Origin of the sequence: Streptomyces sp. NPDC002825 (genome assembly GCF_040295385.1) — a bacterium.
Lineage (GTDB): Bacteria > Actinomycetota > Actinomycetes > Streptomycetales > Streptomycetaceae > Streptomyces.
The window spans coordinates 17,026-42,528 of sequence record NZ_JBEOVH010000014.1 but is presented as its reverse complement, the minus strand read 5'-3'; the positions used below and the strand labels follow the sequence as shown (position 1 = coordinate 42,528).

Below are 25,503 nucleotides of genomic sequence, written 5' to 3'. Positions count from 1 at the left end.
GTGACATGAGGGACACGGGGATGAAGGACGTCTGGGAAGTGTGGACCGGAGCCGCGAAGGAGCGGAGGCGCGCCCGGGCCGGCGCCCGCAAGGAACGCGGGCCGAGCGGACTGAGCCTCCTCCCCTGGCTGCTCATGGGCCTGGGCGCGCTCTCCCACCTCATCGGGGGCGAGGCCCCCAACCCCTGGCTCGGCGGCCTCGGCCTGCTCGCCTTCAACTCCCTCTACATCGCGATCGTCTTCCGCGCCTTCGACCGGTGCGCCCGCGAGTCGTGGGTCACCTGGGCCCTCCTCGTCACGCTCGGGGCGCTGACCTTCGCCCTCGCCATCGGCTACGGCCGCGAATGGCTCCTCCTCTTCCCGCTCCTGGGCCTCGCGGTCGGGGCGGTGGTGCGGGGCAAGGAGCGGCTGCGGTTCATCGTCTTCCCGCTGGTCGCCGCGGTCGGCGTGGTGACGTTCTGGCGCGACGGCTGGGACTCCTTCGGCGTCGTGTACGGCACGTTCATCTCGGTCATGGTGACGGCGGCGATCCTCGCCCTGGACGAGACGGTCCGGGAGCTGCGCGCGACCCGCGAGGAACTGGCCCGTGCAGCGGTGGAGAAGGAACGGCTGCGGTTCTCCCGGGACCTGCACGATCTGCTCGGCCACACGCTGTCGGTGATCGTGGTGAAGTCCGAGGTCGTACGGCGGCTCGCCCCGCGCGACCTGGACGCGGCCCTCGCGCAGGTCGCGGACATCGAGTCCGTGGGCCGCCAGGCGCTGACCGAGATCCGCGAGGCGGTCACCGGCTACCGCGAGGGCAGCCTCGCCACCGAGCTCGACCGGGCGCGCGACGCGCTCTCCACCGCCGGCATCGAACCCGTCGTACGCCGCTCGGGCCCCCTCCTCGAACCCGCCACGGAGGCCCTGCTGAGCTGGGTGGTCCGCGAGTCCGCGACCAACGCGATCCGCCACAGCGGCGCCGCGCACTGCGAGATCACCCTCTCCGGCACCGCCGAACGGGTCCGGCTCACCGTCACCGACGACGGCCGCGGGCCCGCGGAGCCGGGCGGTGCGGGAAGCGGCCTGCGGGGTCTGCGCGAGCGGCTCGCCGCGGCAGGCGGCACTCTTGACTCGGGGCCGGCTCCGCGGGGCGGGTTCCGGGTCACCGCGGAACTCCCCGTGGAGACCTCCGTACAGCACCAGGGGGAGCCCACGGGATGATCAGACTGCTGCTCGCCGAGGACCAGGGCATGATGCGCGGGGCGCTGGCCCTGCTGCTCGGGATGGAGCACGACATCGAGGTGGTGGCGCAGGTCGGGCGGGGTGACGAGATCGTCGACGCGGCGCTCGTCGCGCGCCCGGACGTGGCCCTCCTCGACATCGAACTGCCGGGGCGTTCGGGCCTCGACGCGGCGGCGGACCTGCGGGACGAGGTGCCGGAGTGCCGGGTGCTGATCCTGACGACCTTCGGCCGGCCGGGGTATCTGCGGCGGGCGATGGAGGCGGGGGCGGCGGGATTCCTCGTGAAGGACGGTCCCGTGGAGGATCTGGCCGAGGCGGTCCGGCAGGTGCTGCGGGGCGAGACGGTCATCGACCCGGCGCTCGCGGCGGCGGCGCTGAGCGCGGGCCCGAACCCCCTGACGGGGCGTGAGCGGGACGCCCTGGCGGCCTCGGTGGACGGCGCGACGATCGCGGACATCGCCGCTTCCCTGCACCTGTCGGAGTCGACCGTACGGAACTACCTCTCGTCCGCGATCGGCAAGACGGGCACCCGCAACCGCATGGAGGCGGTGCGTGCGGCGCGCCGGCAGGGATGGCTCTAGGTTCCGGCGGTCCGGCTCGGGGAGGCCTGGGCCTCGGCGGTCAGGCTCGGGGCCCCTCGGTCTCGGCGGTCCGGCTCGGGGAGTTCTAGGCCCTCTCCGCGGTCCTTGCCGGTGGGCCCTTCGGGAGCCACACCAGCATCAGCAGGGCCGCGCCGACGAGGATGGCCGCCGAGACGCGGAAGGACGCCGCGTAGCCCGAGGTGAGGGCGGCGGGGCTCGGGGAGGCCCCGCTGACGGCCGTCGCGACCGTGGTCAGGGCCGCGAGGCCGAGGGCGCCGCCCATGGTGCGGGAGGTGTTGACGAGGCCGGAGACGAGACCCGCGTCGCCGGGCGCGGCGCTGGAGGTGGCGAGGGTGGCCAGCGGGGTGGTGGCCAGGCCGATGCCGGCCATCATCATGATGCCCGGGCCGAGGATCGTCGCCAGGAAGCTGCCGTCGGCGGTCATCGTGGACTGCCAGGCGAAGCCGGTGGCCCCGATGAGCGCGCCGGTCGCGGCGAGGTTGCGGGCGCCGACGGAGGGCATGAGGCGCGGGGCCAGCTTCGAGCCCAGGATGACGCTGAGGGAGCTGGGGACGAGCGCGAGACCGGCCTGCAGCGGGCTGTAGCCGAGGACGCTCTGCGCGTACGTGGTCATGAAGAACCACATGCCGAAGGAGCTCGAACCGCTCAGCAGGATCGCCACGTTGGCCGCCGACACCGCGCGCGTACGGAACAGTTTCAGCGGCATCAGCGGGGCCGCCGTGCGGGCCTCCACGGTCACGAAGACGGCGAGCAGCACCAGGCCGCCGAGGAGCGTCAGGAGGGTCGCCGGGGCGGTCCAGCCCGCCTCCTCCGTCTGGACGATGCCGTACGCGAGGGTGGCGAGGCCCGCGGTGACGAGGACGGCGCCCGGCAGGTCGAGGCGGCGGGCGGTGCCGGTGCGGCCCTCGCGCAGCCAGAGCACGCCGCCCGCCAGGACGAGGGCGCCGATGGGGACGTTCACGAGGAGGACCCAGCGCCAGGACAGCAGGTCGACGAGGAGCCCGCCGACGAAGCCGCCCGCCGCGCCGCCGGCCGCGCCGACCGCCGTCCAGGTGGCGATGGCCCGGGTCCTGGCGGGTCCGGCCGCGACGGCGCCGGTGACCAGGGTCAGGGTGGCAGGCGAGAGGACGGCCGCGCCGAGGCCCTGGACCGCGCGGCCCGCGACGAGCTGCCAGCCCTCCTGGGCGAGGCCGCCCGCGACCGAGGCGGCGGTGAAGAGCCCGAGGCCGAGCAGGAACATCGCCTTGCGCCCGTAGAGGTCGGCGGCCCGCCCGCCGAGCAGCATGAACCCGGCGAAGGCGATCGCGTACGCGCTGATCACCCACTGCAGGCCGGCCGCCGAGAGCCCGAGGTCGGCCCGCATCGACGGCAGCGCCACGTTCACGACGGAGACGTCGAGGACGACGAGGAACTGCCCCGCGCAGGCGGTCAGGACGACCGTCCAGGCGCGGGGCGAGGGTCGGGGGACGGAGGGCGTGGTCGTGGTGGCGGAGTCGGTCTGCGGCATGAGTGTGATGGTCGCAGACCGGGTCCGCCCCGTACATGGGGATAAAGCCCCACGCCCCGCGCCCGGCGGTTCGGGTTCGGGTCCTACGCCTTGCGGAGCAGTGTCACCACGGCCGCGCCGCCCAGGCCGATGTTGTGCGCCAGGCCGACCCGGGCGCCGGCGACCTGCCGGGGGCCCGCCTCGCCCCGGAGCTGCCAGACGAGTTCGGCGGCCTGGGCGAGGCCGGTCGCGCCGAGCGGGTGGCCCTTGGAGATGAGGCCGCCGGAGGGGTTCACGACCCAGCGCCCGCCGTAGGTGGTGGCGCCGGACTCGACGAGTTTGCCGGAGGCGCCCTCCTCGCACATGCCGAGCGCCTCGTACGTCAGCAGCTCGTTGATGGAGAAGCAGTCGTGGAGTTCGACGACGTCGACGTCCTCGATGCCGAGGCCGGAGCGCTCGTACGCGAGGCGGGCGGCGGCCCGGGACATCGGGCGGCCGACGGCGTCGATGCAGGAGCCGGAGGCAAAGGACTCCTCGGTGTCGGTGGTCATCGCCTGGCCGGCGATCTCCACGGCCCGGTCCCGCAGCCCGTGTTCGTCGACGAATCGTTCGGAGACGACGACGGCGGCGGCCGCGCCGTCGGAGGTGGGCGAGCACTGGAGCTTGGTGAGCGGCCGGTGGACGGTCTTGGCGGCGAGGATCTCGTCGACGGTGTAGACGTCCTGGAACTGGGCGTTCGGGTTGTTCACCGAGTGCTGGTGGTTCTTGGCACCGACGGCCGCGAGCTGCACCTCGGTCGTCCCGTACCGCTCCATGTGCTCCCGGGCCGCGTTGCCGAAGATCTGGGCGGTGGGCGGGGACATCTCGAAGCCGTGGGCGGCGGCCATGATGCCGTAGTGCCGGGCGACGGGCGAGGTCTTGAAGTCCCCGGCACCACCCGCCCCGCCGCCGAGCGAGCCGCGTGCCATCTTCTCGAAGCCGAGGGCGAGGACGCAGTCGGCGATGCCGCCCTCGACGAACTGCCGGGCGGTCATGAGGGCGGTGGAGCCGGTCGCGCAGTTGTTGTTGAGGTTGTAGACGGGGACGCCGGTGAGTCCGAGCTCGTACACGGCGCGCTGGCCGGCGGTGGAGGCCTGGAAGCAGTAGCCGACGGCGGCCTGCTCCACGCGCGCGTAGGGGACGCCGGCGTCGGCGAGGGCGGCCGTGCCGGCCTCCTCGGCCATGTTCCAGTACTGCCAGTCCCGGGTCTCCGGCTTCTCGAACTTCGTCATGCCGACGCCGACGACGTACGCCTTGCCCATCTGGGATTCCCCCTCAGTCCTTAGTCCTTGGGAAGGCCGAGCAGGCGCTCGGCGACCACATTGAGCTGTACTTGCGTGGTGCCGCCCGCGATGGTGAGGCAGCGGGACATGAGCAGGCCGTGGACGGCCCGTTCGCCGGGGCCCTCGCGCACGGCGCCCTCGGGGCCGTGGAGTTCGAGGGTGAGTTCGGCGAGCTTCTGCTGGTGGAGGGTCTGGACGAGCTTGCGGACGCTGGCGCCCGCGCCGGGTTCGAGACCGGACACCTGGAGCAGGGTGGTGCGCAACCCGATGCACGCGAGCGCGTGGGCCTCCGCGAGCAGCGCCCCGATCCGTACGCGCACGGAGCTGTCGACCCGGTCCGCCCGGGCGATGACGGCTTCGAGGCCGGAGTCGAAGGCGACCTGGTCGGCCATGTGGACGCGCTCGTTGCCCAGGGTGTTGCGGGCGACGCGCCAGCCGTCGTTCACCTCGCCGACCACGGCGTCGGCGGGGAGGAGGGCGTCGTCGAACCAGACCTCGTTGAAGAGGGACTCCCCGGTGATCTCCTTGAGCGGCCGGATGTCGATCCCGGGGGTGTTCCGCATGTCGACGAGGAAGTACGTGAGCCCCTGGTGCTTGGGGGCGGTGGGGTCGGTGCGGGCGAGCAGGATGCCGTGGTGGGCCCACTGGGCGGCGCTCGTCCACACCTTCTGCCCGTTGATCCGCCAGCGCCCGTCCTCGGTGCGTTCGGCGCGGGTGCGGAGGGAGGCGAGGTCGGAGCCGGCGCCGGGCTCGGAGAACAGCTGGCACCAGAGCCGCTCGCCGCGCAGGATGGGGCCGAGGTGCTCGGCCTGCTGCTCGGGGGTGCCGTGGGCGAGGAGCGAGGGGACGACCCAGGTGGCGATGCCGAGTCCGGCGACGGTGATCCCGGCCTCGTCGAGCTCCCGCTGGACGGCGAGCTGCTGGAGGGGGCCCGCGCCGAGTCCGTACGGCTCCGGCAGGTGCGGTGCCGCGTAGCCGGTGGGGGCGAGGACGCGCCGGGCGGCGGCCGGGTCGAGCCCGACGGCGGGGGCGACGGCTTCGCGGGCCGCGCGGCGGTACGTGTCGGCCTCGGGCGGCAGGTCGAGGCGGAGGCCGCGCCGGACGCCCGCGGCGGCGTGCCGGACGGCGGCGAGCCGGTGGTGGTCGCCGGTCCCGAGGAGCTGGCGGGCGACGAGGGCGCGGCGGAGCAGGAGATGGGCGTCGTGCTCCCAGGTGAAGCCGGTGCCGCCGAGGATCTGGATGCAGTCCTTGGCGCAGGTGTAGGCGGTGTCGAGGGCGGTGGCGGCGGCGAGCGCGGCGGTGAGGGAGCGGGCTCCCTCCTGGCTGTCCTGGCCGGCGCGGGCGGCGTCCCAGGTGAGGGCGCGGGCCTGTTCGAGCCGGACGAGCATGTCGGCGCAGAGGTGTTTGACGCCCTGGAACCGTCCGATGGGCCGGCCGAACTGTTCCCGGGTGCGGGCGTGTTCGGCGGCGGTCTCGACGGCGCGGGCGGCGGTGCCGCAGGCGTCGGCGGCGAAGAGGACGGCGGCGAGGTCGTGGACGAGGGCGGTGTCGAGGCCGAGGGCGCCCGCGGCGGGCACGTGGGCGCCGCGGGCGGTGATCTCGGCGGTGGGCCGGGTGGGGTCGGCGCTCTCGTGGGGCCGGACGGCGAGGCCCTCGGTGTCGGCGGCGAGCCAGACGGAGCCGTCGGCGGTGGCGGCCCGGAGGAGCACGAGGTCGGCCTGGGCGCCGCCGAGGACGGGGGGCGCGGCGCCGTCGAGGAGGTAGCCGCTCGCGGTGCGGACGGCGGTGAGGGTGCCGGTGCCGCCGAGGGCGACGGCCCCGGTCCGCTCCCCACGCGCGAGCGTGCCGGCCGTCTCGTGCCGCCCGCACCGCTGGAGGAGCTCGGCGGCGAGGACGGAGGGCAGGTAGGGCCCGGGGAGCAGGGCCCGGGCCGCTTCCTCCACGACGAGGGCGAGGTCTTCGAGGTCGCCGCCCCCGCCGCCGTACTCCTCGGGGAGGTGGAGCCCGAGGAGTCCCTGTTCGGCGGCGGCGTCCCAGTAGGCGGGGCGGCCGGTGGCGGTGTCGGGGACGTCCAGGTGCTTGCGGACTTCCTCGGGGGGTACGGCGCGGGCGAGCCAGCCCCGGACGGATCGGGCGAGCTCCCGCTGTTCGTGCGTGATGGCGATGCCCATGGGCCGCAGACTAGAACACGTTCCATTCTGACGGAAGGTCAGAAACTCGATTCAGGAAAACCTGCATGACGCAGAGAACGTGGGGTAGAGTCATCTGCGTAACACAGAGAATGCACTGCACAGCAATTACCCACAGGGGGACCCATGCTCACCGTCGCCGTCACCGGAGCCACCGGAGCCCAGGGCGGAGCCACCGCCCGCAGCCTGCTCGCCGCGGGCCACCACGTCCGCGCCCTCACCCGCCGCCCCGACTCACCGGCCGCCGACGCCCTGCGCGCCCTCGGCGCCGACGTGCGGCGCGCGGACTTCGACGACCGCGCCTCGCTCGACGCCGCCCTCGCCGGCGCCGACTCCCTCTTCGCCGTCACCGCCTTCGAGGCCGGTGCCGAGGTCGAGGTCCGACAGGGCAGGGCCCTCGTCGACGCGGCGGCGACCGCCCGCCTCGGACATGTCGTCCTCACCTCCGTCGCCCACGCCGACCGCGCCACCGGCGTCCCGCACTACGAGAGCAAGCGGGCCGTCGAGCACCACCTCCGCGCCTCCGGCACGCCCTGGACGGTGATCGGCCCCGCCGCGTTCATGGACAACTACGCCGGCGGCTGGACCGCCGACGGACTGCGCGACGGCACCTTCGCCTGGCCGATGCCGGCCGACCGCCCGCTCGCGCTCATCTCCTCGCGGGACATCGGCGCGTTCGCCGCGCTCGCCCTCGGGCGCCGCGAGGACTTCACGGGCCGCCGCATCGACATCGCCTCCGACGAGCGCACCCCCGGCGAGATGACCGGCATGCTCGCCGCCGCCATGAGCCGCCCCGTCTCCTACGAGGAGGTCCCGCTCGCCCATGTGCGCACCCGGTCCACGGACCTGGCCGCGATGTTCTCCTACTTCACGACCACCGGTCTCGACGTGGACGTCGCCGGGCTGCGCCGCGAGTTCCCCGAGGTCGGCTGGCTCGGTTTCGACGACTGGGCGCGGACGCAGGACTGGACGTCGATACTGGCGCCTGAGCGCACGCCGTCCCACCGCTGACACGCTTCATCACCGTCTGGAGAGTCCCGCATGGAGCGCAAGCCCAAGCCCATCGGCTTCCTGCTCAACCGCACCGACGAAGCCCTCACGCGTGTCATGGACGGCACGCTCGGGGAGTTCGGCCTCACCCGCCTCGCCTGGCAGGTGCTCAACGTGGTCGAGGACGGCGACGGAACGACCGACACCGAGGTCCTGTCGATCCTCTCGGCCAACGCCGACGCCCCCGCCCTGACCGCCGCCATCGACACCACCGTCACCGGCGGCTGGGTGTCCCGCCCGGCCCCGGGACGACTCGCCCTGACCCCCGACGGCGCCGGCCGGCTGACCGAGGTCGCCACGCGGGTGGCCGCCTTCCGCACCAGGTCCGTCGAGGGCATCTCGCCGGAGGAATACGGAACCGCCGTCCGCGTCCTGGAGCGCATGATCGAGAACCTCGAAGGGCCCCGGCTCTGACAGTGGCCCCGGGGAGCATCGTCGGGGAGATTCGGCCGCACACAGAGGGGGCGCCGTGGGCGCGAGTTTGACGGCATTGCTGATCGCCGTGGTCGGCGTGGCGGGAACGCTGGGAGCAGCGCTCCTCACACAGAACCGCGCGGACCGCACGAAGCGCATGGAGCTCCGTGCCGCCGCCGAGGAGCGGCGCGAGGAGCGCGTCCACGCCGAGGAGCTGCGCAGGGCGGAGCTGGAAAGGCAGCGACAGAGCGAGAGCCTGGAGCGCCGGCGGGCCTGCTACATCGCACTGAACACCGCCGCGCGGCAGTACGTCACAGCGATGACCAACCACGTCCACGCGCTGCGCCGCGGCGAGGACGCCGCCACGTCCTTGGAGCGCCTGGAGGAGTGCAGAGCTGCCTACCGGGACTCACACGCGGAAGCACAGATGATCGTCCCGAACGCGGTGGCGCGTGCGTCCAGTGACGCGAAGGACCACCTGAACGAGGCATACGGAGAGCTCAGGAAGTACGCGGCGGACCCCTCCCGGTACGCGGCCGAACTGGCGGCCATGGGACCGGAACTCCACGAGGAGGTCTGGCGCCACGTGGCGGCGATGAAGGTGGCGATGCGCATCGACCTCGGCATCGACGACGACTGATTGTCAGTGGTGGCTGCCACGATCCCCGGAGACCTGGAGGACAGCAGAGAGCGAGTACGCCATGGGTACCTGGGACATCGGCCCCTTCGACAACGACACCGCCGCCGACTTCTCGTACCGGGTGGACGAGGCGCCGGAGGACAAGCGGGCCGGGGTACTGCTCGCGGCCTTCCGCGAGGTGACCACGACGGGCGAGGAGTACCTGGACTCGGACCTGGCGGTGGAGGCGATCGCGTCGGCGGCCCTGGTCGCGGCGCAGTGCCCGGGCGGGGAGCCGGTCACCACCTCGTACGGCCCGGAGAAGCCCCTGCCCGCACTCCCGGCGGAGTTGCGTCCGGCGGCCGTGGAGGCCCTGGACCGGATCCTCACCGAGCCGTCCGAACTCCTGGAGCTCTGGGAGGAGTCGGACGGGGAGGAGTGGAAGGCGGGGGTACGGAGACTGAGGGCGGTCCTCGCGGGGGCATGACCGGCCCGGGCCGAGGACGACGCAGACCCGCCCCGACCCTCGGATTGTTCATGTGCTTCTCGTTCCCCGCCGGGCCGGCCGTCGGGCGCGGACTGCGAGGACGATGCTCGTGACCGTCGCGGTGACGGCGGTGAGCGCGAGCACGAGGAGGCCGGGGTTGACCCACCAGGGGACGACCTCCGCGCCGTGACACACCAGGCTGACGGGCAGCGCGCTGCTGGAGTCCGGGGAGACCATCGCCCCCGCGTTGAACCAGCACGCGTCCTCGGGGAAGAGGAACGGCAGGTACGACAGGCCGTACAGGTGGAGCGTGCCGCCGGCGAGGTAGGCGAGCCCGGCGAGCCAGGCGGCCTTCCTGGCCGGCGAGCGGCGGGGCCGGGGCGGCGGGGGGAGCCCTTCGGTCTCGCGCCGGGCGCGTACCAGGCCCACGTAGGTGATCCCCGTCCAGGTCGGCAGGACGAGGGCGAGGATCACCAGGCCCATGAGGGTCGCCACGGTCAGCGCCCGGTGCGCCCGGCGAGCTCGATGCGGTTCCCCATGGTGCTCCTCGATCACGAGAGGGCAGTTGCCTGCGGGTGATCGTAACGGAGCGGGTCCTCCCTGGAAGCGGACGGAGGACGGTGTGGTTCGAGTGCGGCGAGTAGGGCACCATGGGCGGCCGTAGACGCGTACCCGCCAGTAGGAGTGACCATGTCCGAGCCCTCGCCCGAGATCCTTGCCGCCTTCGAGGCCGCGAAGGGGTTCATGCCCGTCGGGGAGGGGCTCGCGCTGTACGGGGCGGCCGTGGAGGCCGCGAAGCTGGGGCTTCCGCTGCTCGAGGTCGGGACGTACTGCGGGCGGTCGACGATCCTGCTCGCGGACGCGGCCCGGCAGGCCGGGACGGTCGCGGTGACCGTGGACCACCACCGGGGCAGCGAGGAGCAGCAGCCGGGCTGGGAGTACCACGACGCGAGCGTGGTGGACCCGGAGGTGGGGCTGATGGACACGCTGCCGACGTTCCGCCGGACGCTCCACAAGGCGGGCCTGGAGGAGCACGTCGTCGCGGTGGTCGGCCGTTCGCCGCTGGTCGCGAGGACCTGGGGCGGGCAGCTCGGGCTCGTGTTCATCGACGGTGGGCACACGGACGAGCACGCCACGAACGACTACGAGGGCTGGGCCCCCAAGGTCGCCCCCGGGGGCCTGCTGGTCATCCACGACGTCTTCCCGAACCCGGAGGACGGCGGCCAGGCCCCGTACCGCATCTATCTGCGGGCGCTGGAGTCGGGTGACTTCGAGGAGGTCTCGGTCACCGACTCGCTGCGGGTCCTGCGCCGCCGCTGACGTCAGAACAGGGACGTCACGTACAGGCAGTTCGTGTAGCTGTAGCCCGGTTCGATCTTGGTCTTGCTCGACTTGGTGTCCCCGGCGGTCGAGGTGCCGGTGGCCGCGCGCTTCTGGAGGAAGTGGTAGTCGCCGGCGGGCAGGAGCAGGGTCGCCTTCGGGTACTTCGAGGACGGCCCCGAGCAGGCCTTGATCTTCGGGGAGTTCACGAGGAGCGGGGTCTGGTACTTCTTGCAGGTCCCGCACGCCTTGAGGGTGACCTTGCCGGTCATCGGGCCCGTGTAGAGCAGCTCGACCTCGCCGGGGCCGTCGTTGCTGACCACCATGACCATCCGGGCGCCGCCGGGGACGTCGGCCGGGGGCAGGCGCTTGCCGGCCTCGGGCTCCTCCTCGGCGATCTCGGCGGCGATGGCGATCGAGCGGGCGTGCGCGGCCTGCGGGCTGTTCGGGTACGTCTTGGCGTAGTCGGTCATGGTCGTGGCCGCGGTGCCGAACTCCTTGTCCCTGAACTGGTCGGTGCCACAGGCGAAGTCGCCCTTCTGGACCGCGTCGGCCGCCTCCTCGGCCGCGGTTTCGAGGGAGGGGTCCGGCATGTTGTCGAGGGAGGAGCGCAGCGCGCGGAGCTCGTCGGTGGCGTCGCAGGGCTCGGCGCCGCGGAGGGCGGTGGTGCGGGTCTTGACGGCTTCCCGGACGGCCGGTTCGACGCGGGCCGCCTGGGTGGACTTCGGGAAGGTGGAGAGAAGCTCGTTGAGACTCTCGCTGGCCGGCGGGTCGGCGGTCTGGACACCGAGCGCCGCCGTGCCGCACGCGTAGAGGGACTCGGCGAGGGGCCCGTCGGTCTTGGCGGGCCGGGAGCCGAGCAGCTCCTTGTCGACGGTGGCGGGGAGGGCCCGCAGGTGCTTGAGCGGCGGGACGGCCGCGCAGTACTCCTTCTTGTCGTACGGGGCGGAGACCGCCTTGTAGTACGCGTCGAGGCGGTCGGGGACGAGCTTCCCGGCCCGCGAGCCGGCGTGCTTCGTGCCGAGGTCCTGATAGGTGCCGAGCGCCTTGCGGTAGATCGGCTCGGCCTTGTCGAAGGCGAGGCCGTCGGCGGACTTCACGAGCGCGTCCGCCGCCGCGAGTCGTTCGAGGAGGGCCTGCTCCTTGGCCTCGTCGCGGGCGGCGCCGTAGGCCAGGGAGCCTCCGGCGGGGACGGCGAGCAGCACCAGGGCGAGCGGGAGCGCGAGGCGCCGGAAGGAGGCGCCGATGCGGAGGGTGGCGCGCAGTCCGCGCCGGGCGCCGTCGGCGGCGACGGCGAGCAGGAAGACGCCGTAGCCGACGAGGAGGCCGAAGGGCACGCCGTCGACGTCGGCGGGGAGCGCGGCGACGAGCAGGACGGCGGTGGCGAGCCAGCAGAGCGCGGCGCCGACCCAGTTCCGCAGCAGGACGTAGCCGAGGCCGAGGCCGGAGAGGTTGAGCAGGGCGAGCGATGCGGCCTGGGCCGGGTTCGCGTCACCCGGAGGCTGGGCCCCGGACCCGGGCGGAGGCCCGAACCCGGGCGGGGCGGCGGGTGGCGGCGGCAGGACCCCGGCCCCGGCCCAGCCGGGCGCGGTGGCGGGCCCGGCGGCGGGGACGGGGCCGGCGCCGGGCACAGGACCGGCGCCGGACGACGCGAGCACGGGTGACGTGCCCTCGGGGCCCGCGCCGGGCGGCGGGCCGAACGCAAGCGTGGGCGTTCCCGCGCCGGGCGGCGGGCCGAACGCAAGCGTGGGCGTTCCCGCGCCGGGCGCGCCGGACACAGCGGGATCGCCAGACGTCGCCGCCGGAGCCGAAGGCGCTGTCGGTGGCGGTGTCGGAGCCGCCCACGGGGGCTCCGGCGCGCCCGGAGGTGTTCCGGGGCGCGTCCCCGGGGCCGTCTGGTCGTTCCGGTCGTCTAAGCCGTCCCCGCCCGGCGGTCTGTCGGCCGGCTCGGGACGTGCGTCGTTCGGTTCTTCCCCCACCACGGTTCCCCCTCGTGGGTCCATGCGCGGTGACACCCCACCGTCGCCCTTGTCACCTACCCTTCACGGTTCGCTCACACGCGTCCACCGATCCGTCAGGCCGGTGACCAACCTGCGACGCACCCCTACGGCATTTCGCCCCGCGCAGGGCCTAAAGTCGCTGGGTGCCGTACGACCACCGGAACACCGCCCGCCGTACCCTCGCCCTCGCTCTCGCCGCCACGGGCTGCTGCGCCGTGCTCGCCGGGTGCGGGGCCTCCTCCGAGGCCGCACCGCCGGCGACGGACAAGGCCGGGACGACCCAGGGCGAGAGCGGGACGCAGTCCCGGCCGCCGTTCGCCTCGGGCTCGGCCTCAGCGCCGGCCCCCGCCTCCACCCCAGCACCCCGGGGCAGCCGCTCCCTCGCCGGGAGGACCATCGTCATCGACCCCGGCCACAACTCCGGCAATTTCAGCCACACCTCTGAAATCAACCAGACGGTCAACATCGGGACGAACCGCAAGGAGTGCGACACCACCGGCACCTCCACCAACGCCGGCTACACGGAGGCGTCGTTCACCTTCGACGTCTCGCACCGGCTGCGCGACCTCCTCACCGCGCGCGGCGCGAAGGTGGTCCTGACCCACGACGGCGAGCGCCCCTGGGGCCCCTGCATCGACGAGCGGGCCCGGATCGGCAACGCCGCCCACGCCGACGCCGTGGTGTCCGTCCACGCGGACGGCTCGGCCGTCGGCCACCGCGGCTTCCATGTGATCCTGCCCGCGAAGGTCCGGGCGGGCGCCGCCGACACCTCGGAGATCGTCGCCCCCTCCCGCACCCTCGGCGAGCGGATCGTGAACACGTTCGCCCGCGCCACCGGTACCTCGCCCGCCAACTACATCGGTTCCGGTACGGGGTTGGACGTACGGGACGACCTCGGCGGCCTCAACCTCTCGACCGTTCCCAAGGTCTTCGTCGAATGCGGCAATATGCGTGACCCGAAGGACGCTCAGCTGCTCACGTCACCCACGTGGCGACAGAAGGCGGCACAGGGACTGGCGGACGGCATCGCGACCTACCTCAAGGGGTAGAACCCGCGGGCGATAGATTCGCTCCGTACGATGGGGGCCGCCCCCCGTGCCATGAACCCGAGCGCCATGGCCGAGCGCCATGACCTGAGCGCCATGACCTGAGCGCCACCCGACGCGACGACCGACGACCCGACGAAGGACTCTTACGTGAATATCCGCTCCCTCACCCGAGGCGATGGCGTGCTGATCGGCGCAGCGGTGGTGCTGTTCATCGCCTCGTTCCTGGACATCGCCGGCTGCGATCTCGCCGACGACATCTGTGACAAGGTCCCCACGGTGAACTCGTGGGAGCTCTCCTACCTCGGCTGGGGCTCCTTCTTCGTCGGGATCGCGGGCGCCGCCCTCGTCGTCGCCTCCCGCGCCCTGCCGCAGCAGCGCAAGGTGGCCGGTCTGGAGCTCGGCCAGGTGGGTGCCGCGTTCACCATCGCGTCCGCCTGGAACCTGCTCATGTGGATCTTCGAGGCGGAGAACGCCGGCCCGGGCCTGGTCCTCGGCCTCATCGCCGCTCTGGTGGTGACCGGTGCCGCCGTCGCCGGTCCGCTGGTCCCCGCCCTGAAGGCCCCGCTCGTCGGCGCGCCCAAGCCGCAGACCCCGCAGCCGTACGGCATGCAGCCCGGCCAGCAGGGTCACCCGGGCGTCCCCGGCGGCTACGGCTACCCGGGTGCGCAGCAGCAGCCGTACGGCGCTCCGCACGACCCCTCGCAGGGTGCGGGCCAGCCGTTCGGCGCGCAGGCCGCCGCCCCGCAGCCGCAGGCCGTGCAGCAGCCCGAGCCGCAGGCGGCCGCCCCGGCCCCGCAGCCGGCCTCGGACTTCACGCCGTTCTGGTTCGCCGTGCCGGTCGCGCGTCCGCTGTACGCGGAGGACGGCTCGCAGGCGCCGATCGCCGAGCTGGCGCCGGGCACCTGGTACCTGGCGGTCGAGCAGCGCGGCCCGGGCCTGGTGGCCCAGACGCAGGACGGCCGCCGCGGCGTCCTCCAGGACACGACGGGCATCCAGCGCGGCTGATCGCCCTCCGCCTCGCACACGGCCCCCCGCCCGGAATCCCTTCCGGGCGGGGGGCCGTTGCCGTACAGTCCCCGCAGCACGTATCTGACGGAGCGTCAGGAAGGATGTGGGGCATGCGACTCGGGCTCGCCCTCGGCTACTGGGGCCGCGGCCCCTCCCCCGCCCACCTCGACCTCGCCCGCGAGGCCGAACGACTCGGCTACGACTCCGTGTGGACCGCCGAGGCCTGGGGCTCCGACGCCTTCACCGCGCTGACCTGGATCGCCGCGCACACCAGCCGCATCAGGCTCGGCACCGCCGTGGCGCAGATGGCCGCCCGCGCGCCCACCACCACCGCGATGCACGCGCTCACGCTCGACCACCTCTCCGGCGGGCGCGTGCTGCTCGGGCTCGGCCTCTCCGGGCCGCAGGTCGTCGAGGGCTGGTACGGGCGCCCCTTCCCCCGCTCCCCGCTGACCGCGACCCGCGAGTACGTGGACGTGGTCCGCCAGGTGCTGCGCCGCGAGGCCCCCGTACGGCTCGACGGACGCCACCACTCCCACCCGTACAACGGCCCGGACGGCACCGGCCTCGGCAAGGCCCTGAAGCCGATCACGCACCCGCTGCGCGCCGGCCTCCCCGTCCTGCTCGGCGCCGAGGGGCCCAAGAACATCGCGCAGACCCTCGCCATCGCCGACGGCTGGCTGCCCCTCTACTGGACGCCCGACCGCTGGGCCGAGGTCTACGCCCTCCCGGACACGCTCCCCGAAGGCTTCCTCGTCGCGCCGATGGTCCGGGCGCAGCTCTGCGAGGACGTGGCGGCGGGGCTGCTGCCGGTCAAGGCGATGCTCGGCTTCTACATCGGCGGCATGGGGCACACCGCCCGCAACTTCCACGCCGACCTGATGGGACGCATGGGGTACGAGAAGGAGGCCCGCCGCATCCAGGAGCTGTTCGCGGCGGGACGGCGCGAGGAGGCGGTCCTGGCCGTCCCGGACGCCTTCGCGGACGAGATCGCGCTGGTCGGCCCCCGGGAGCGGATCGCCGAGCGCCTGGAGAGATGGCGGCAGGGCCCGGTGACGGACCTGCTGGTCACGGCACCGGACCCGGCCACGCTCCGCCTCCTGGCGGAGCTGGGCGCCTGAGCGCTACCCGCCCAGCTGCGAGGTGCTGGGAACCTTGTCGACCACCTCGGCACCGGCGCTGCTGCCGGCGTCCTTCACGCTGTTGATGATGTTCTCGAAGGCGCCGACGTCCGCGTCGCCCGCCTCCCCCTTGCGGAGCTTCGTCCCCAGGTCCTTGAGCGACTCGATCCCGGCGGAGAGCGGCGCGACGGCCTTCGAGAGCAGCGGGTCGCCCTTGGCGTTGTTCACGGCCGCCTTGAGCCGGTTGTACGTGAACGCGCCCGCGAGCCCCGCCTTCACCAGGGCGAAGGTCCTGCCGTCCGCGCCCTTCTGGAACTTGCCCGCGCGGTACGGCTTCACGATCCACTGGTACGTGGCACCCGCGGCCAGACCGGCGTTGGCCACGAACCGCGTCTTGGCCAGCTTCTGCTGCTCGAAGCTCGCTGAAGCCGTCGGTGTCGCCGCACCGCTCGCACTCTGGGCGTCGTCGCTGCAGGCGGTGGCGGTGAGGAGCAGCGCGCAGGACAAGAGCAGCGCCACGACTCCGCGCGAAACACTTCTGGGCAAGACGGGACCTCCCTGGTGACGGTGGTGCCACCCTGGCCCGGGGACCTGCGTGCGGCCACCCGGGCGACCCCGAACGGGTGGCCGCGGCCCCTCCACACATCCCTCCCTGTTGACGTCCTCGCAGGTCAGAGGCGTGGGACGTCCCTCCACGTCCCTGGGACGCCGAGGCCTCTGGCCCCCCGCCGGGCCCGATCGGAGAGTGATCGGGAAGGTCGGTCCGGGACGGTTCCGGGCCCGGAAGGGTGTGACGGTGAGACGCCGCGTCTGCGCAGCGGGAAACTGCCAGTGGTTCTACGCGAGGCCCGATGCCCGGCTGCGGCCGGGCATCGGCGCGTACCGCGGATTCCGGTCGACGGCGGGCCTGCCGCAGGAGCGGCTCGTGGTGCCGACCGGGAGGGTGTCGCTGCTCATCGGGTTCGGCAGCGAGCTGCGGCTCGGCCGGACGGGGCGCGGGGCGGCGGGGGCCGCGGGGCCGGCGCACACCTCGGTGGTCTCCGGTCTGCACACCCGGGCCAGGGTCCTCGGCCACCAGGGCGACGTCCACGGGGTGGAGCTCACCCTCGCCCCCTGGGCGGCGTACCGCCTCTTCGGCGGCGCCCTCGGGGAGCTCGCGGACACGGTCATGGACCCGGCGGACGTCCTGGGCGGCCGGGTCCGCGACCTCGGCGCGGCCCTGGAGGCGGCCCCGGGGTGGCCGGAACGGTTCGCCCTGCTCGACGACGCCCTGCTGCGCTGGACGGCCGATGCCGCGCCGTCCCACGAGCCGTCCCCCGCCGTCCTGGAAGCCTGGCGGCTCCTCGACCGTACGGGGGGCCGCCTGCCGATCGGGGAGCTCGCCGCCAGGACCGGCTGGAGCCTGCGGCACCTGGAGAACCGCTTCCGCGAGCAGCTCGGCCTCACCCCGAAGCGCCTGGCCCGCGTCCTGCGGCTGAACCGGGCGATCCGGCTCCTCGCCACGGGCGGCGGGGCCGCCGGCGTCGCGGCCGACTGCGGGTTCTACGACCAGTCCCATCTCAGCCGCGAGTTCTCCGCGATGACGGGCATGCCACCGGGCCGCTTCCTGGCGGCCAGGAGCGGGGCCAGCGCATGGCTGGCCGGCTGAAACCGGCCATTCCGCGCAGTGCGTTTTTGTCCAATACGGCGTCGTACGGCGGGTGTCAGCCTGTCTGCGCGCGCGACCTTCCGGGTCGCTCACGACGAGAAGTGGATCAGAGAATGAGCAACATCACCGGGTTCCGCAAGCGGACCGCGGCCGTCCTCGGCGCGACGGCGCTGATTGTCGCCGGCGGCGTGGCCACGGCCCTCCCCGCGTCGGCCGGCCCCAACTGCCCGTCCGGCTACCACTGCGTCTTCTCGGCCTCCATCGCGAACAACAACAAGCACGCGTTCTTCAGCAGCGACATCGACTTCAGGAACGACTACTTCGACGTCTACGGCAACGTCGTGAACGACGACGTCCACGCCGCCAGCAACTCCAGCAACAGCGGCTACGAGAGCCACTACTACCGGGACCTCAACTACGGCGGCGGTCTGCTGTTCTGCGTGAACCCCGGCAGCTCGGTCGACTCCTGGCAGCTGCCGGACGACGGCATCGACGGCAACAGCGACAGCGACAGCAAGGCGGGCGAGGCCACCTCCCTGCGGGTCCGCTCGACGACCACCATCCCCTGCTTCTGACCCCTGCCCGGCGTGACCGGGGCCCGGCGACACGGGGGTGCGCCGGGCCCCGTCATGCCCCGTCTTGCCCCGCTACGACCCCTCATGCCCCCTCAAGCATCCGAAAGGCAGCTCGCTGATGCGGAAGCCGCTCGTCCTCGCGCTCGGTCTGACCGTCGGCGCGGCGGTCCTCTCCGGGTGCGGCACGGCGCCGGAACCGGACCACCGGACCGCCTCCGCCACCCGGATCGACACGGTCGAGCTGCACCGGCGGCCTCCGGTCACCGTTCTCCTGTTCACCCCGAACGACCGCAGCCACGAGGCGCAGCGGCAGTTCGCCATCGCCTGCATGGCGAAGCGGGGGTTCCGGTACGCCCCCGCCCCCGGGGAGGGGGCGGCGGAGGGCGACGACGAACTGCCGCAGCCGTTCGGTCTGGAGTCGGCCGTGCCGGCCACGCCGGCCCGGGAGTCCGCCCCGCCGGTGGCGGAGGCGCCCCCGAAGCCCGGCAGCCCGGAGAGCACCGAGGCGTACGGGCAGGCGCTCTTCGGGGACCAGAGCAAGCGGGTCACGGCCAAGGGCATCCGTATGAGCGTGTCCCGGCCGGGCAACGGCTGCCTCGCCGAGGCCGAGACGCGCGTCCTCGGTGACGGCCGGATGCGGTGGCTCCAGGTGCGGATCATGCTCTTCGAGGCACAGGAGCAGGCGCGTACGGACGTGGAGAAGGATCCCGCCTTCAAGGCCGTGACGGCGCGGTGGCGGGCGTGCATGGACCGGGCCGGGTTCACCGGGCCCGATCCCGCACGGCTCCTCGCCTCCCTGCGCACCCCCGAGGCCCGGGCGTCCAGCACCGCCCTGGCGGCGGATCTGCGCTGCAAGGACGAGACGGGCTACCTCGACACCGCGTACACCCGGCTCGCCGCCGTCCAGCAGCGGTGGCTGGACCGGAATCCGGCCGTCGCCAAGGACTGGAAGACCCTGGCGGACCGCCAGGAGCGGGAGTCGCGCGAGGTCCTGTCCGCTTCCGCTACTTCTCCTCGCTCGGGATGAAGCGGCCGGTGCAGCTGCGCGCCCCGTCCTTGGGCAGGGCCGCGCACACCCACACCGAGCCGTCGTCCGGGGCCGCGATCAGGGGCGTGTAGACGTCCCTGTCGTAGTGCACGACGTCGGCCTGCGCGGCGCCGTCGGAGTTGTTGACGACCACCGTGGCGCCGATCTGGGCGAAGGAGATCCGGCCCCACGCCGCCTGGCAGGCCTTGCTGTACCGGAGCTCGATCACCAGGTCCTTGGGGATGGAGCCGGTGCGTACCGTGACCGCGTCGGCGCCGCAGTTCATCTTCTTCGGGTCCCGGCCCTCGCACCCGGTGCCGGTGCAGCCCGTCGCCGGGCCCGCGACCTGCACGGGGCGGGGGTCGGGCTTGTCGCCGAAGAACATCACGGCGGCCACGGCGACCGCCGCGGCGACGAGGAGTCCGGCCACGGCCGAGATCCACAGCGCGCGCCTGCGCCCGGGGCGCCCGGGCACGGCGTCCTGAGCGGGCTCGGGCACGGGCGCCTCGTCGGAGGCCTCGTCCGCCGACGCCCGTTCCTCGTCCGCGCGGTCCCAGAGGGCGAGCAGGACCGCCGGGTCCTTCCCGTCGAGCCGGGCGATGCTCTCCACGGCGGCCCGCGGCGGGAACTGCTTCCCGTTGACCCACCGTTCCCACGACGACTTCGCGTAGTGGGTCTTCTCTCCGAGCTGGGCGAAGCTCAGCCCGGAAGCCTTCTTCAGCGCGAGCAGCTCACTCGCCAGCTCCTCGGCCGAAGCCGTGGAGCCATCCCTGACAGACCTGACAGACCCTTGACGGTCCACTTGACTCTGCTCTCCTGCACCATGCGCATGTCCATGCCACTCATGAACGCGCACATCCTAGAGCGCGGGAAAACGTGCTCAGCAGCAGTCCGGTTCGAGGCCCGCGGGGAGGCGGGTGCCGCCGAAGACGGCGACGGTCGCCTCCTCGCCGCCCAGGGCCGCGACCGCGAGGAGGAGGGAGCCGGCGGTCCAGCTGGTCTGTTCCTCGGGCCAGACGGCCTTGTCGGCCTCCGTGGCGCCCTCGAAGACGTACCCCGTCCAGTACATGCCGTTCCCGGCGCGCAGGTGCTGGATGTCCTGGAGGATCGTGAGCGCCCGGTCGGACTCTCCGATCGCCCAGAGCGCGAGGGCCAGCTCGCAGCTCTCGCCGCCGGTGACCCACGGGTTGGGGACGACACAGCGCACGCCGAGGCCGGGGACGACGAAGCGCTCCCAGTCGGCCTCGATCCGGGCCTTCGCGTCGGCCCCCGTGACCGCGCCGCCGAGGACCGGGTAGTACCAGTCCATCGAGTAGCGGGACTTGTCGAGGAAGCGCTCGGGGTGCCGGCGGATCGCATGGCCCAGGGCCCCCGCGGCCAGCTCCCAGTCGGGCTGCGCCTCCTCACGGACCTCGGCGATCGCGAGGGCGCAGCGCAGCGCCTGGTGGATCGACGAACTGCCCGTCAGGAGGGCGTCGTTCACCGGCGTGCCGTCGGCCTCGCGCTTCCAGCCGATCTGGCCGCCGGGCTGCTGGAGCCCGAGGACGAACTCGACCGCCGCGTAGACGACGGGCCACATCCGGTCGAGGAAGGCCTCGTCGCCGGTGGACAGGTAGTGGTGCCAGACGCCGACCGCGATGTACGCGACGAAGTTGGACTCCCGGCTGGAGTCGGTGACCTGCTCCGGGTCGCCGTCGTGGTACGCCGCGTACCAGGAGCCGTCGCCGTTCTGGTGGCGCGCCAGCCACTCGTAGGCCCGGGCCGCGGCCTCGTGCTCGCCGGCCGCGTCGAGGGCCATGGCGGCCTCCGTGTGGTCCCACGGGTCCAGGTGGTGCCCGCGGAACCAGGGGATGGCGCCGTCCTCGCGCTGGGTGCCGAGGATCCCGGCGACGGTCTCGGCGGCCTGCTCGGCGGTCAGGACGCCGGGCAGCACGAGGTGCTCGGCGATCCGCTCGGGGAAGGTCACTGCGCGTCGGCCTTGGGGAGGTGGGGCTTGGTGGCGTAGGCGACGAAGCTCTTGCCGACGACCGGGTTGAGCAGCTGCTCGGCGACCCGGGTCAGGGCGGGCTTCTTCATGATGTCCCAGACCAGGAGCTTGTGGTACGCGCGGACCGGCAGCGCCTTGTCGTTGTCGACGCCGAAGGCGCACTTGAGCCACCAGTACGGCGAGTGCAGCGCGTGCGCGTGGTGCGTGCCGTACGGCTTGAGACCGGCCTGCCGGACCTTGGCGAGCAGCTCGTCGGCCTTGTAGATGCGGATGTGGCCGCCCTCGACCTCGTGGTACGCGTCGGAGAGCGCCCAGCAGACCTTCTCGGGGCCGTACCGGGGCACGGTGATCGCGATGCGGCCGCCCGGCTTGAGGACGCGGACCATCTCGGCGAGCACGCCCTTGTCGTCGGGGATGTGCTCCATGACCTCGGAGATGATGACGACGTCGAAGGACTCGTCGGGGAACGGCAGGTTGAGCGCGTCGCCCTCCATCGCGGTGGCGGTCGCCCCGGCGGGGGCCTCCCCGGCCTCCTTCATGGCCGCGAACCACTTGGCGACCTCGCGGATCTCCTCGCCGTTCTGGTCGAGGGCCACGACCTGAGCACCACGCCGGTAGCACTCGAAGGCGTGCCGCCCCGCCCCACACCCCAGATCGAGCACACGATCACCGGGCGCAAGCGGAAAACGAGTGAAGTCGACGGTCAGCACGAGGTCTGCCTTTCGGGGTTGGAGACTTGTTGTGGGCAGGCGTTCCGCAGGGCGATGGGAGTCCCCTCTGCTCGAGCGAAGCCGAGAGCTCGGGGGAGGGTGGGCACAACCCGGCCACCGGGCCGCACCCGGCGAACAGGCCTCGGTGTCACCGGCGCACTCCGGCGCGCTGCCGGGCCACGGCCTCGCGGTACAGCTCGGCCGTCCCCTGCGCGGCCCGCGCCCAGGTGAAGTTGGCCAGGACACGCGCACGCCCCGCCGCACCGAGACGCGCCCGCAGCTCGGCATCCCCGAGCACCCGTCCCAGCGCCACGGCCAACGCCCCCGCGTCCCCCGTCGGCACCGCCAGACACGTCTCGCCGTCGGCCCCGGCGACCTCCGGAATCGCGCCACCGGTCGTGGCGACGAGCGGCGTCCCCGTCGCCATGCCCTCGGCGGCCGGCAGCGAGAACCCCTCGTACAGCGACGGCACGCACGCGACCTGCGCCGACCGGTAGAGGTCGACCAGCTCCTCGTCGCTGATGCCCTTCACGAACGAGACGGCGCCGTCGAGCCCGTACCGCTCGATCGCGGCGGCCACCGGCCCGTCCTCGGCCCGCTTGCCGACGACGACGAGGTGCGCCTCGGGGTTCTCCGTACGGAGCTTGGCGAGCGCCTCGATGAGGAAGACCAGGCCCTTGAGCGGGACGTCCGCGCTGGACGTGGTGACGATCCGCCCGGGGACCTCGGCGACGGAGGGGTCCGGCGACCACAGGTCCGTGTCGGCGCCGATGTGGACCACGCGGATGCGGTCCTCGCGGACGCCGAGGTGCTCGACGATCTCCTGGCGGGAGGTGCCGGAGACGGTGAGGACGGACGGCAGCCGGCGGGCGACCTTCTTCTGCATGCCGGTGAAGGCGTACCAGCGGCGGACGGACGCGCGGCGCTTCCAGTCGGCGGCGGCGTCGAGTTCGAGCTGCCGGTCGACGGTGATGGGGTGGTGGATCGTGGTGACGAGCGGCGCGCCGATCGCGCGCGGGCCGCCGAGGAGTCCGTAGCCGAGGGTCTGGTTGTCGTGGACGACGTCGAAGTCGCCGCGGCGGGCGGCGAGCATGCGCCGGGCCCGCAGGGAGAAGGTGAGCGGCTCGGGGAAACCGCCGGTCCACATGGTGGCGACTTCGAGCGCGTCGATCCAGTCCCGGTACTCCTCGCGCTTCGGGGTCCGGAAGGGGTCCGGCGAGCGGTAGAGGTCGAGGCTGGCTATCTCGGTGAGCCTGAGCCCCGCGAGGTCCTCGCCCTCGTCCAGGACGGGGTACGGCTGGGAGCCGATGACCTCGACGCTGTGGCCGAGGCGGACGAGCTCGCGGGAGAGGTGCCGGACGTAGACGCCCTGGCCGCCGCAGAACGGGTTCCCCTTGTACGTGAGGAGAGCGATCCGCAACGGACTGTCACCGGCCGCGGTGACGCCCTGGCGGGGGCTTGCCTCTATGGCCTCAGCGGTCATGCGCGACCCCCTTCGAGCGTGCGTTTCGCGGGAGCGTAACCGCTCGCGCTAATCTAGAACAAGTTACAGACTTGAACGTTCTTGATCCTTCAAGGAGCACAGAATCTACCGGCAGGTAGCTCCGTGGTGAGAGCCGGAACAGGTGATTCGCGCCACGGCGGCGGCACGGCCATACTGTCGCTCCCCACCGAACGGAAGCCGCACGGAACGGGACCTCATGACCGCAGAGAACAGAGCGGACCACAGACCCGCGTCGCCGCCCCTCACGGAGCGCCAGGAGGCGCGGCGCCGCCGCATCCTGAACGCCAGCGCCCAGCTCGCGGCCAGGGGCGGCTTCGACGCCGTGCAGATGCGGGAGGTCGCCGAGGCGGCCGGGGTCGCGCTCGGGACCCTGTACCGGTACTTCCCGTCCAAGATCCACCTGCTCGTGGCGACCATGCAGGACCAGCTCCAGCACATGCACACGACGCTGCGGAAGCGGCCGCCGGCGGGCGCGGACCCGGCGGAGCGGGTCGCCGAGACGCTGATGCGCGCCTTCCGGGCGCTCCAGCGGGAGCCGCAGCTGGCCGACGCGATGGTGCGGGCGCTGACCTTCGCGGACCGCAGCGTGAGCCCGGAGGTCGACACGGTGTCCCGGCTGACGACCGCGATCATCCTGGACGCGATGGGGGCGGAGCATCCGACGCCGAGCCAGCTCTCGGCCGTCCGGGTGATCGAGCACACCTGGCACTCGGCGCTGATCACCTGGCTGTCCGGGCGCGCCTCGATCGCACAGGTGAAGATCGACATCGAGACGGTCTGCCGCCTGATCGACCTGACGGCACCGGAGCCGGCGGTCTGAGGTCCCCCGCCCGTGCCCCCGGCGGACGAACTGCCGGGGGCACGGGCGGAACGGGATCAGGAGCCCTGCGGCTTGGCGTTGCTCGCCGCGAGGGCGGCCGCGCACTCCGGGCTGCTGTCGACGGCCACGAACATGACCAGCTTCAGCGGGCCCGCCGAGTGGTTGCTGGCCTGGAGCTTCCAGGTGCTCTTCTTCAGCGACTTGATCGTCGAGCCGCCCGCGCCGGAGCTCCGCTCCTCGGTCCAGCCGGTGCCGGTCAGGGTCGAGACGGTGCCGGCGTACGACTTCGCCGGGTCCGCGGCCTTCTCGGCGTCGGCCGTCCAGCTGACCATGCACTCCTTGGCCTCGGCGGGGACCGCCTCGCCCGAGGAGTCCTGCGTGAAGCCCGCCTCGGTCGCCGCGTCCGTCAACTCCTTGGTGACGGCGGCCGCGTCCAGCTTCTCGTCGCTCGAACCGCCCGCGCCGGAACCGCCCGTCGCCGCCGAACCGGCCGAGGACGAACCGCCCTTGTCCGTACCGCCGCCCTCGCTGCCGCAGCCGGCCACGAGCAGAACAACACCGGCGGCCGCGGCCACCCACTTCGCCTTGCGCACAACACTCCCGAATCCGCGCGCACGAAGGCCCCTTGCCCCCGTGATCAAGGGGGCTAGTTTTGCACGTGGGAACGGATGCCGTGCGCAAAGGCGCGTGTCGTCAAGGCCGTTCGGCATCCTCACCCGACAGGAGGTCCCGCTCCCCCTCGGTGAGCTGCGCCATGCACGAGTCCTCCGACGCCTGGAAGGAGATCACGTCCATGGCCAGCGTCTGCCGCGCGCTGTGGTGGCGCGCGAAGAGCGTCCAGCCATGCTTCTTGAGCGTGATCAGGAGCGAGGTGCCGCCCTTGTCGTCGAGCTTCTCGACCTGGCGCTGCTCCTGGGTCCACTCCTCGCCGACAAGGGCGGTGACGGCCTTCTCGACGCGGCCGCGCGATCCGTCGACGACCGGGCCGGCGTACTGCCAGCCCGCGGAGCAGGCGGCGGCGCGTTCCATCGCCCGCTCCAGTTCCGTCGACGGCGTGGGCCGGGGGGTGGAACCCGTGGGGGTTGGCCCGCCGAACGGGGGGAGCTCGGACTTCGGCAGCCCCGCCCCCTCGACGGCGGTGGCGATCTCGGCGTCGACCGCCGTACGGCCGAAGGCCTCGGCCTTCCCGCCGGGCCCGCATCCCGCCCCGAGGAGCGCCACCACCGTCGCGCCCGCGACCGCCGCCCACCGTGTTCCCCGACCCCGCATGCCTGCCCCGCTCCCCTTGTGACCGCTGTGCCGGAGGAGTGTCACACACGGCGCACGGGCAGGTCACAGAGGG

26 protein-coding genes are annotated in these 25,503 nt (G+C 73.2%); 14 read left to right on the top strand and 12 right to left on the bottom strand.

Going from position 1 to position 25,503, the window contains the following annotated elements:
* Positions 1-5: 5 nt before the first annotated feature.
* Together ABT041_RS19450 and ABT041_RS19445 are read left to right on the top strand one after the other, a co-directional pair.
* Positions 6-1,202 (top strand): sensor histidine kinase, encoded by a 1,197-nt coding sequence (locus tag ABT041_RS19450; protein ID WP_351185977.1) that lies wholly within the window; start codon positions 6-8, stop codon positions 1,200-1,202.
* Positions 1,199-1,804 (top strand): response regulator, encoded by a 606-nt coding sequence (locus tag ABT041_RS19445; RefSeq protein ID WP_351185975.1) that lies wholly within the window; start codon positions 1,199-1,201, stop codon positions 1,802-1,804. Before ABT041_RS19450 ends, ABT041_RS19445 begins: the two co-directional genes overlap by 4 nt.
* Positions 1,805-1,889: 85 nt before the next feature.
* Here the strand turns inward: ABT041_RS19445 and ABT041_RS19440 are convergent, their stop codons facing one another.
* The 3 genes from ABT041_RS19440 to ABT041_RS19430 form a co-directional block, all read right to left on the bottom strand.
* Entirely contained in the window at positions 1,890-3,332 is a 1,443-nt protein-coding gene (locus ABT041_RS19440) for an MFS transporter (RefSeq protein ID WP_351185973.1), read from the bottom strand.
* Positions 3,333-3,415: 83 nt separating this feature from the next.
* Complete coding sequence (locus tag ABT041_RS19435; RefSeq protein ID WP_351185971.1) at positions 3,416-4,612, bottom strand: lipid-transfer protein; 1,197 nt, start codon at positions 4,610-4,612, stop codon at positions 3,416-3,418.
* Between the two features lie 20 nt (positions 4,613-4,632).
* Positions 4,633-6,804 carry an acyl-CoA dehydrogenase family protein gene (locus tag ABT041_RS19430; protein ID WP_351185969.1) on the bottom strand — a complete coding sequence of 724 codons (2,172 nt, stop codon included), beginning with the start codon at positions 6,802-6,804 and terminating at the stop codon, positions 4,633-4,635.
* A gap of 144 nt (positions 6,805-6,948) precedes the next feature.
* On the opposite strand from ABT041_RS19430, the gene ABT041_RS19425 reads away from it, so the two are divergent.
* From ABT041_RS19425 to ABT041_RS19410, 4 genes are all read left to right on the top strand, one after another.
* On the top strand, positions 6,949-7,833 hold the full coding sequence (locus ABT041_RS19425) for an NmrA/HSCARG family protein (protein ID WP_351185967.1): 885 nt from the start codon (positions 6,949-6,951) through the stop codon (positions 7,831-7,833).
* A gap of 30 nt (positions 7,834-7,863) precedes the next feature.
* On the top strand, positions 7,864-8,286 hold the full coding sequence (locus tag ABT041_RS19420; RefSeq protein ID WP_351185965.1) for a MarR family winged helix-turn-helix transcriptional regulator: 423 nt from the start codon (positions 7,864-7,866) through the stop codon (positions 8,284-8,286).
* A gap of 55 nt (positions 8,287-8,341) precedes the next feature.
* Positions 8,342-8,926 (top strand): hypothetical protein, encoded by a 585-nt coding sequence (locus ABT041_RS19415; protein WP_351185963.1) that lies wholly within the window; start codon positions 8,342-8,344, stop codon positions 8,924-8,926.
* A 61-nt stretch (positions 8,927-8,987) separates the two neighbouring features.
* Positions 8,988-9,392: a DUF4259 domain-containing protein gene (locus tag ABT041_RS19410; RefSeq protein WP_351185961.1), complete on the top strand. Its 405-nt coding sequence runs from the start codon at positions 8,988-8,990 to the stop codon at positions 9,390-9,392.
* A 48-nt stretch (positions 9,393-9,440) separates the two neighbouring features.
* On the opposite strand, the gene ABT041_RS19405 is transcribed toward ABT041_RS19410, so the two are convergent.
* A complete protein-coding gene (locus tag ABT041_RS19405) occupies positions 9,441-9,887 on the bottom strand; it encodes a hypothetical protein (RefSeq protein ID WP_351185959.1) in 447 nt (148 codons plus the stop codon).
* Positions 9,888-10,082: 195 nt separating this feature from the next.
* On the opposite strand from ABT041_RS19405, the gene ABT041_RS19400 reads away from it, so the two are divergent.
* Positions 10,083-10,712, top strand: coding sequence for a class I SAM-dependent methyltransferase (locus tag ABT041_RS19400; RefSeq protein WP_351185957.1), 630 nt, complete (start codon positions 10,083-10,085; stop codon positions 10,710-10,712).
* Positions 10,713-10,714: 2 nt separating this feature from the next.
* Here the strand turns inward: ABT041_RS19400 and ABT041_RS19395 are convergent, their stop codons facing one another.
* Entirely contained in the window at positions 10,715-12,370 is a 1,656-nt protein-coding gene (locus tag ABT041_RS19395; RefSeq protein WP_351185955.1) for a hypothetical protein, read from the bottom strand.
* Positions 12,371-12,855: 485 nt separating this feature from the next.
* Here ABT041_RS19395 and ABT041_RS19390 point away from each other — a divergent pair, with 485 nt between their 5' ends.
* The 3 genes from ABT041_RS19390 to ABT041_RS19380 all read left to right on the top strand — a co-directional run bounded on the left by ABT041_RS19390 (position 12,856) and on the right by ABT041_RS19380 (position 15,890).
* Complete coding sequence (locus ABT041_RS19390; RefSeq protein WP_351185953.1) at positions 12,856-13,761, top strand: N-acetylmuramoyl-L-alanine amidase; 906 nt, start codon at positions 12,856-12,858, stop codon at positions 13,759-13,761.
* A gap of 147 nt (positions 13,762-13,908) precedes the next feature.
* Positions 13,909-14,766, top strand: coding sequence for a DUF5336 domain-containing protein (locus tag ABT041_RS19385; protein ID WP_351185951.1), 858 nt, complete (start codon positions 13,909-13,911; stop codon positions 14,764-14,766).
* Positions 14,767-14,879: 113 nt separating this feature from the next.
* A complete protein-coding gene (locus ABT041_RS19380; RefSeq protein WP_351185949.1) occupies positions 14,880-15,890 on the top strand; it encodes an LLM class F420-dependent oxidoreductase in 1,011 nt (336 codons plus the stop codon).
* A gap of 3 nt (positions 15,891-15,893) precedes the next feature.
* On the opposite strand, the gene ABT041_RS19375 is transcribed toward ABT041_RS19380, so the two are convergent.
* A complete protein-coding gene (locus tag ABT041_RS19375) occupies positions 15,894-16,436 on the bottom strand; it encodes a hypothetical protein (RefSeq protein ID WP_351185947.1) in 543 nt (180 codons plus the stop codon).
* A 250-nt stretch (positions 16,437-16,686) separates the two neighbouring features.
* Between ABT041_RS19375 and ABT041_RS19370 the strand changes: the two genes are divergently transcribed.
* The 3 genes from ABT041_RS19370 (at position 16,687) to ABT041_RS19360 (ending at position 19,140) form a co-directional block, all read left to right on the top strand.
* Positions 16,687-17,538: a helix-turn-helix domain-containing protein gene (locus tag ABT041_RS19370; RefSeq protein WP_351185945.1), complete on the top strand. Its 852-nt coding sequence runs from the start codon at positions 16,687-16,689 to the stop codon at positions 17,536-17,538.
* A gap of 113 nt (positions 17,539-17,651) precedes the next feature.
* Positions 17,652-18,113, top strand: coding sequence for a hypothetical protein (locus tag ABT041_RS19365; protein ID WP_351185943.1), 462 nt, complete (start codon positions 17,652-17,654; stop codon positions 18,111-18,113).
* 118 nt (positions 18,114-18,231) lie between these two features.
* Positions 18,232-19,140, top strand: a complete 909-nt coding sequence (locus ABT041_RS19360) for a hypothetical protein (RefSeq protein WP_351185941.1) — start codon at positions 18,232-18,234, stop codon at positions 19,138-19,140.
* Here the strand turns inward: ABT041_RS19360 and ABT041_RS19355 are convergent.
* The 4 genes from ABT041_RS19355 to ABT041_RS19340 form a co-directional block, all read right to left on the bottom strand.
* On the bottom strand, positions 19,118-19,942 hold the full coding sequence (locus ABT041_RS19355) for a DUF2690 domain-containing protein (RefSeq protein ID WP_351185939.1): 825 nt from the start codon (positions 19,940-19,942) through the stop codon (positions 19,118-19,120). The genes ABT041_RS19360 and ABT041_RS19355 overlap by 23 nt on opposite strands.
* Positions 19,943-20,020: 78 nt before the next feature.
* Positions 20,021-21,106 carry a prenyltransferase/squalene oxidase repeat-containing protein gene (locus tag ABT041_RS19350; RefSeq protein WP_351185937.1) on the bottom strand — a complete coding sequence of 362 codons (1,086 nt, stop codon included), beginning with the start codon at positions 21,104-21,106 and terminating at the stop codon, positions 20,021-20,023.
* A complete protein-coding gene (locus tag ABT041_RS19345) occupies positions 21,103-21,837 on the bottom strand; it encodes a class I SAM-dependent methyltransferase (RefSeq protein ID WP_351185935.1) in 735 nt (244 codons plus the stop codon). Before ABT041_RS19345 ends, ABT041_RS19350 begins: the two co-directional genes overlap by 4 nt.
* Positions 21,838-21,985: 148 nt before the next feature.
* Complete coding sequence (locus ABT041_RS19340) at positions 21,986-23,320, bottom strand: glycosyltransferase family 4 protein (protein WP_351185933.1); 1,335 nt, start codon at positions 23,318-23,320, stop codon at positions 21,986-21,988.
* A 217-nt stretch (positions 23,321-23,537) separates the two neighbouring features.
* Between ABT041_RS19340 and ABT041_RS19335 the strand changes: the two genes are divergently transcribed.
* A complete protein-coding gene (locus tag ABT041_RS19335) occupies positions 23,538-24,161 on the top strand; it encodes a TetR family transcriptional regulator (RefSeq protein ID WP_351185931.1) in 624 nt (207 codons plus the stop codon).
* A 56-nt stretch (positions 24,162-24,217) separates the two neighbouring features.
* Here ABT041_RS19335 and ABT041_RS19330 read toward each other — a convergent pair whose 3' ends face one another.
* Together ABT041_RS19330 and ABT041_RS19325 are read right to left on the bottom strand one after the other, a co-directional pair.
* Entirely contained in the window at positions 24,218-24,754 is a 537-nt protein-coding gene (locus ABT041_RS19330) for a hypothetical protein (protein WP_351185929.1), read from the bottom strand.
* A 100-nt stretch (positions 24,755-24,854) separates the two neighbouring features.
* The gene (locus ABT041_RS19325) at positions 24,855-25,430 is read right to left on the bottom strand and encodes a hypothetical protein (RefSeq protein ID WP_351185927.1); all 576 of its coding nucleotides are present in this window, start codon (positions 25,428-25,430) and stop codon (positions 24,855-24,857) included.
* Positions 25,431-25,503 lie beyond the last annotated feature (73 nt).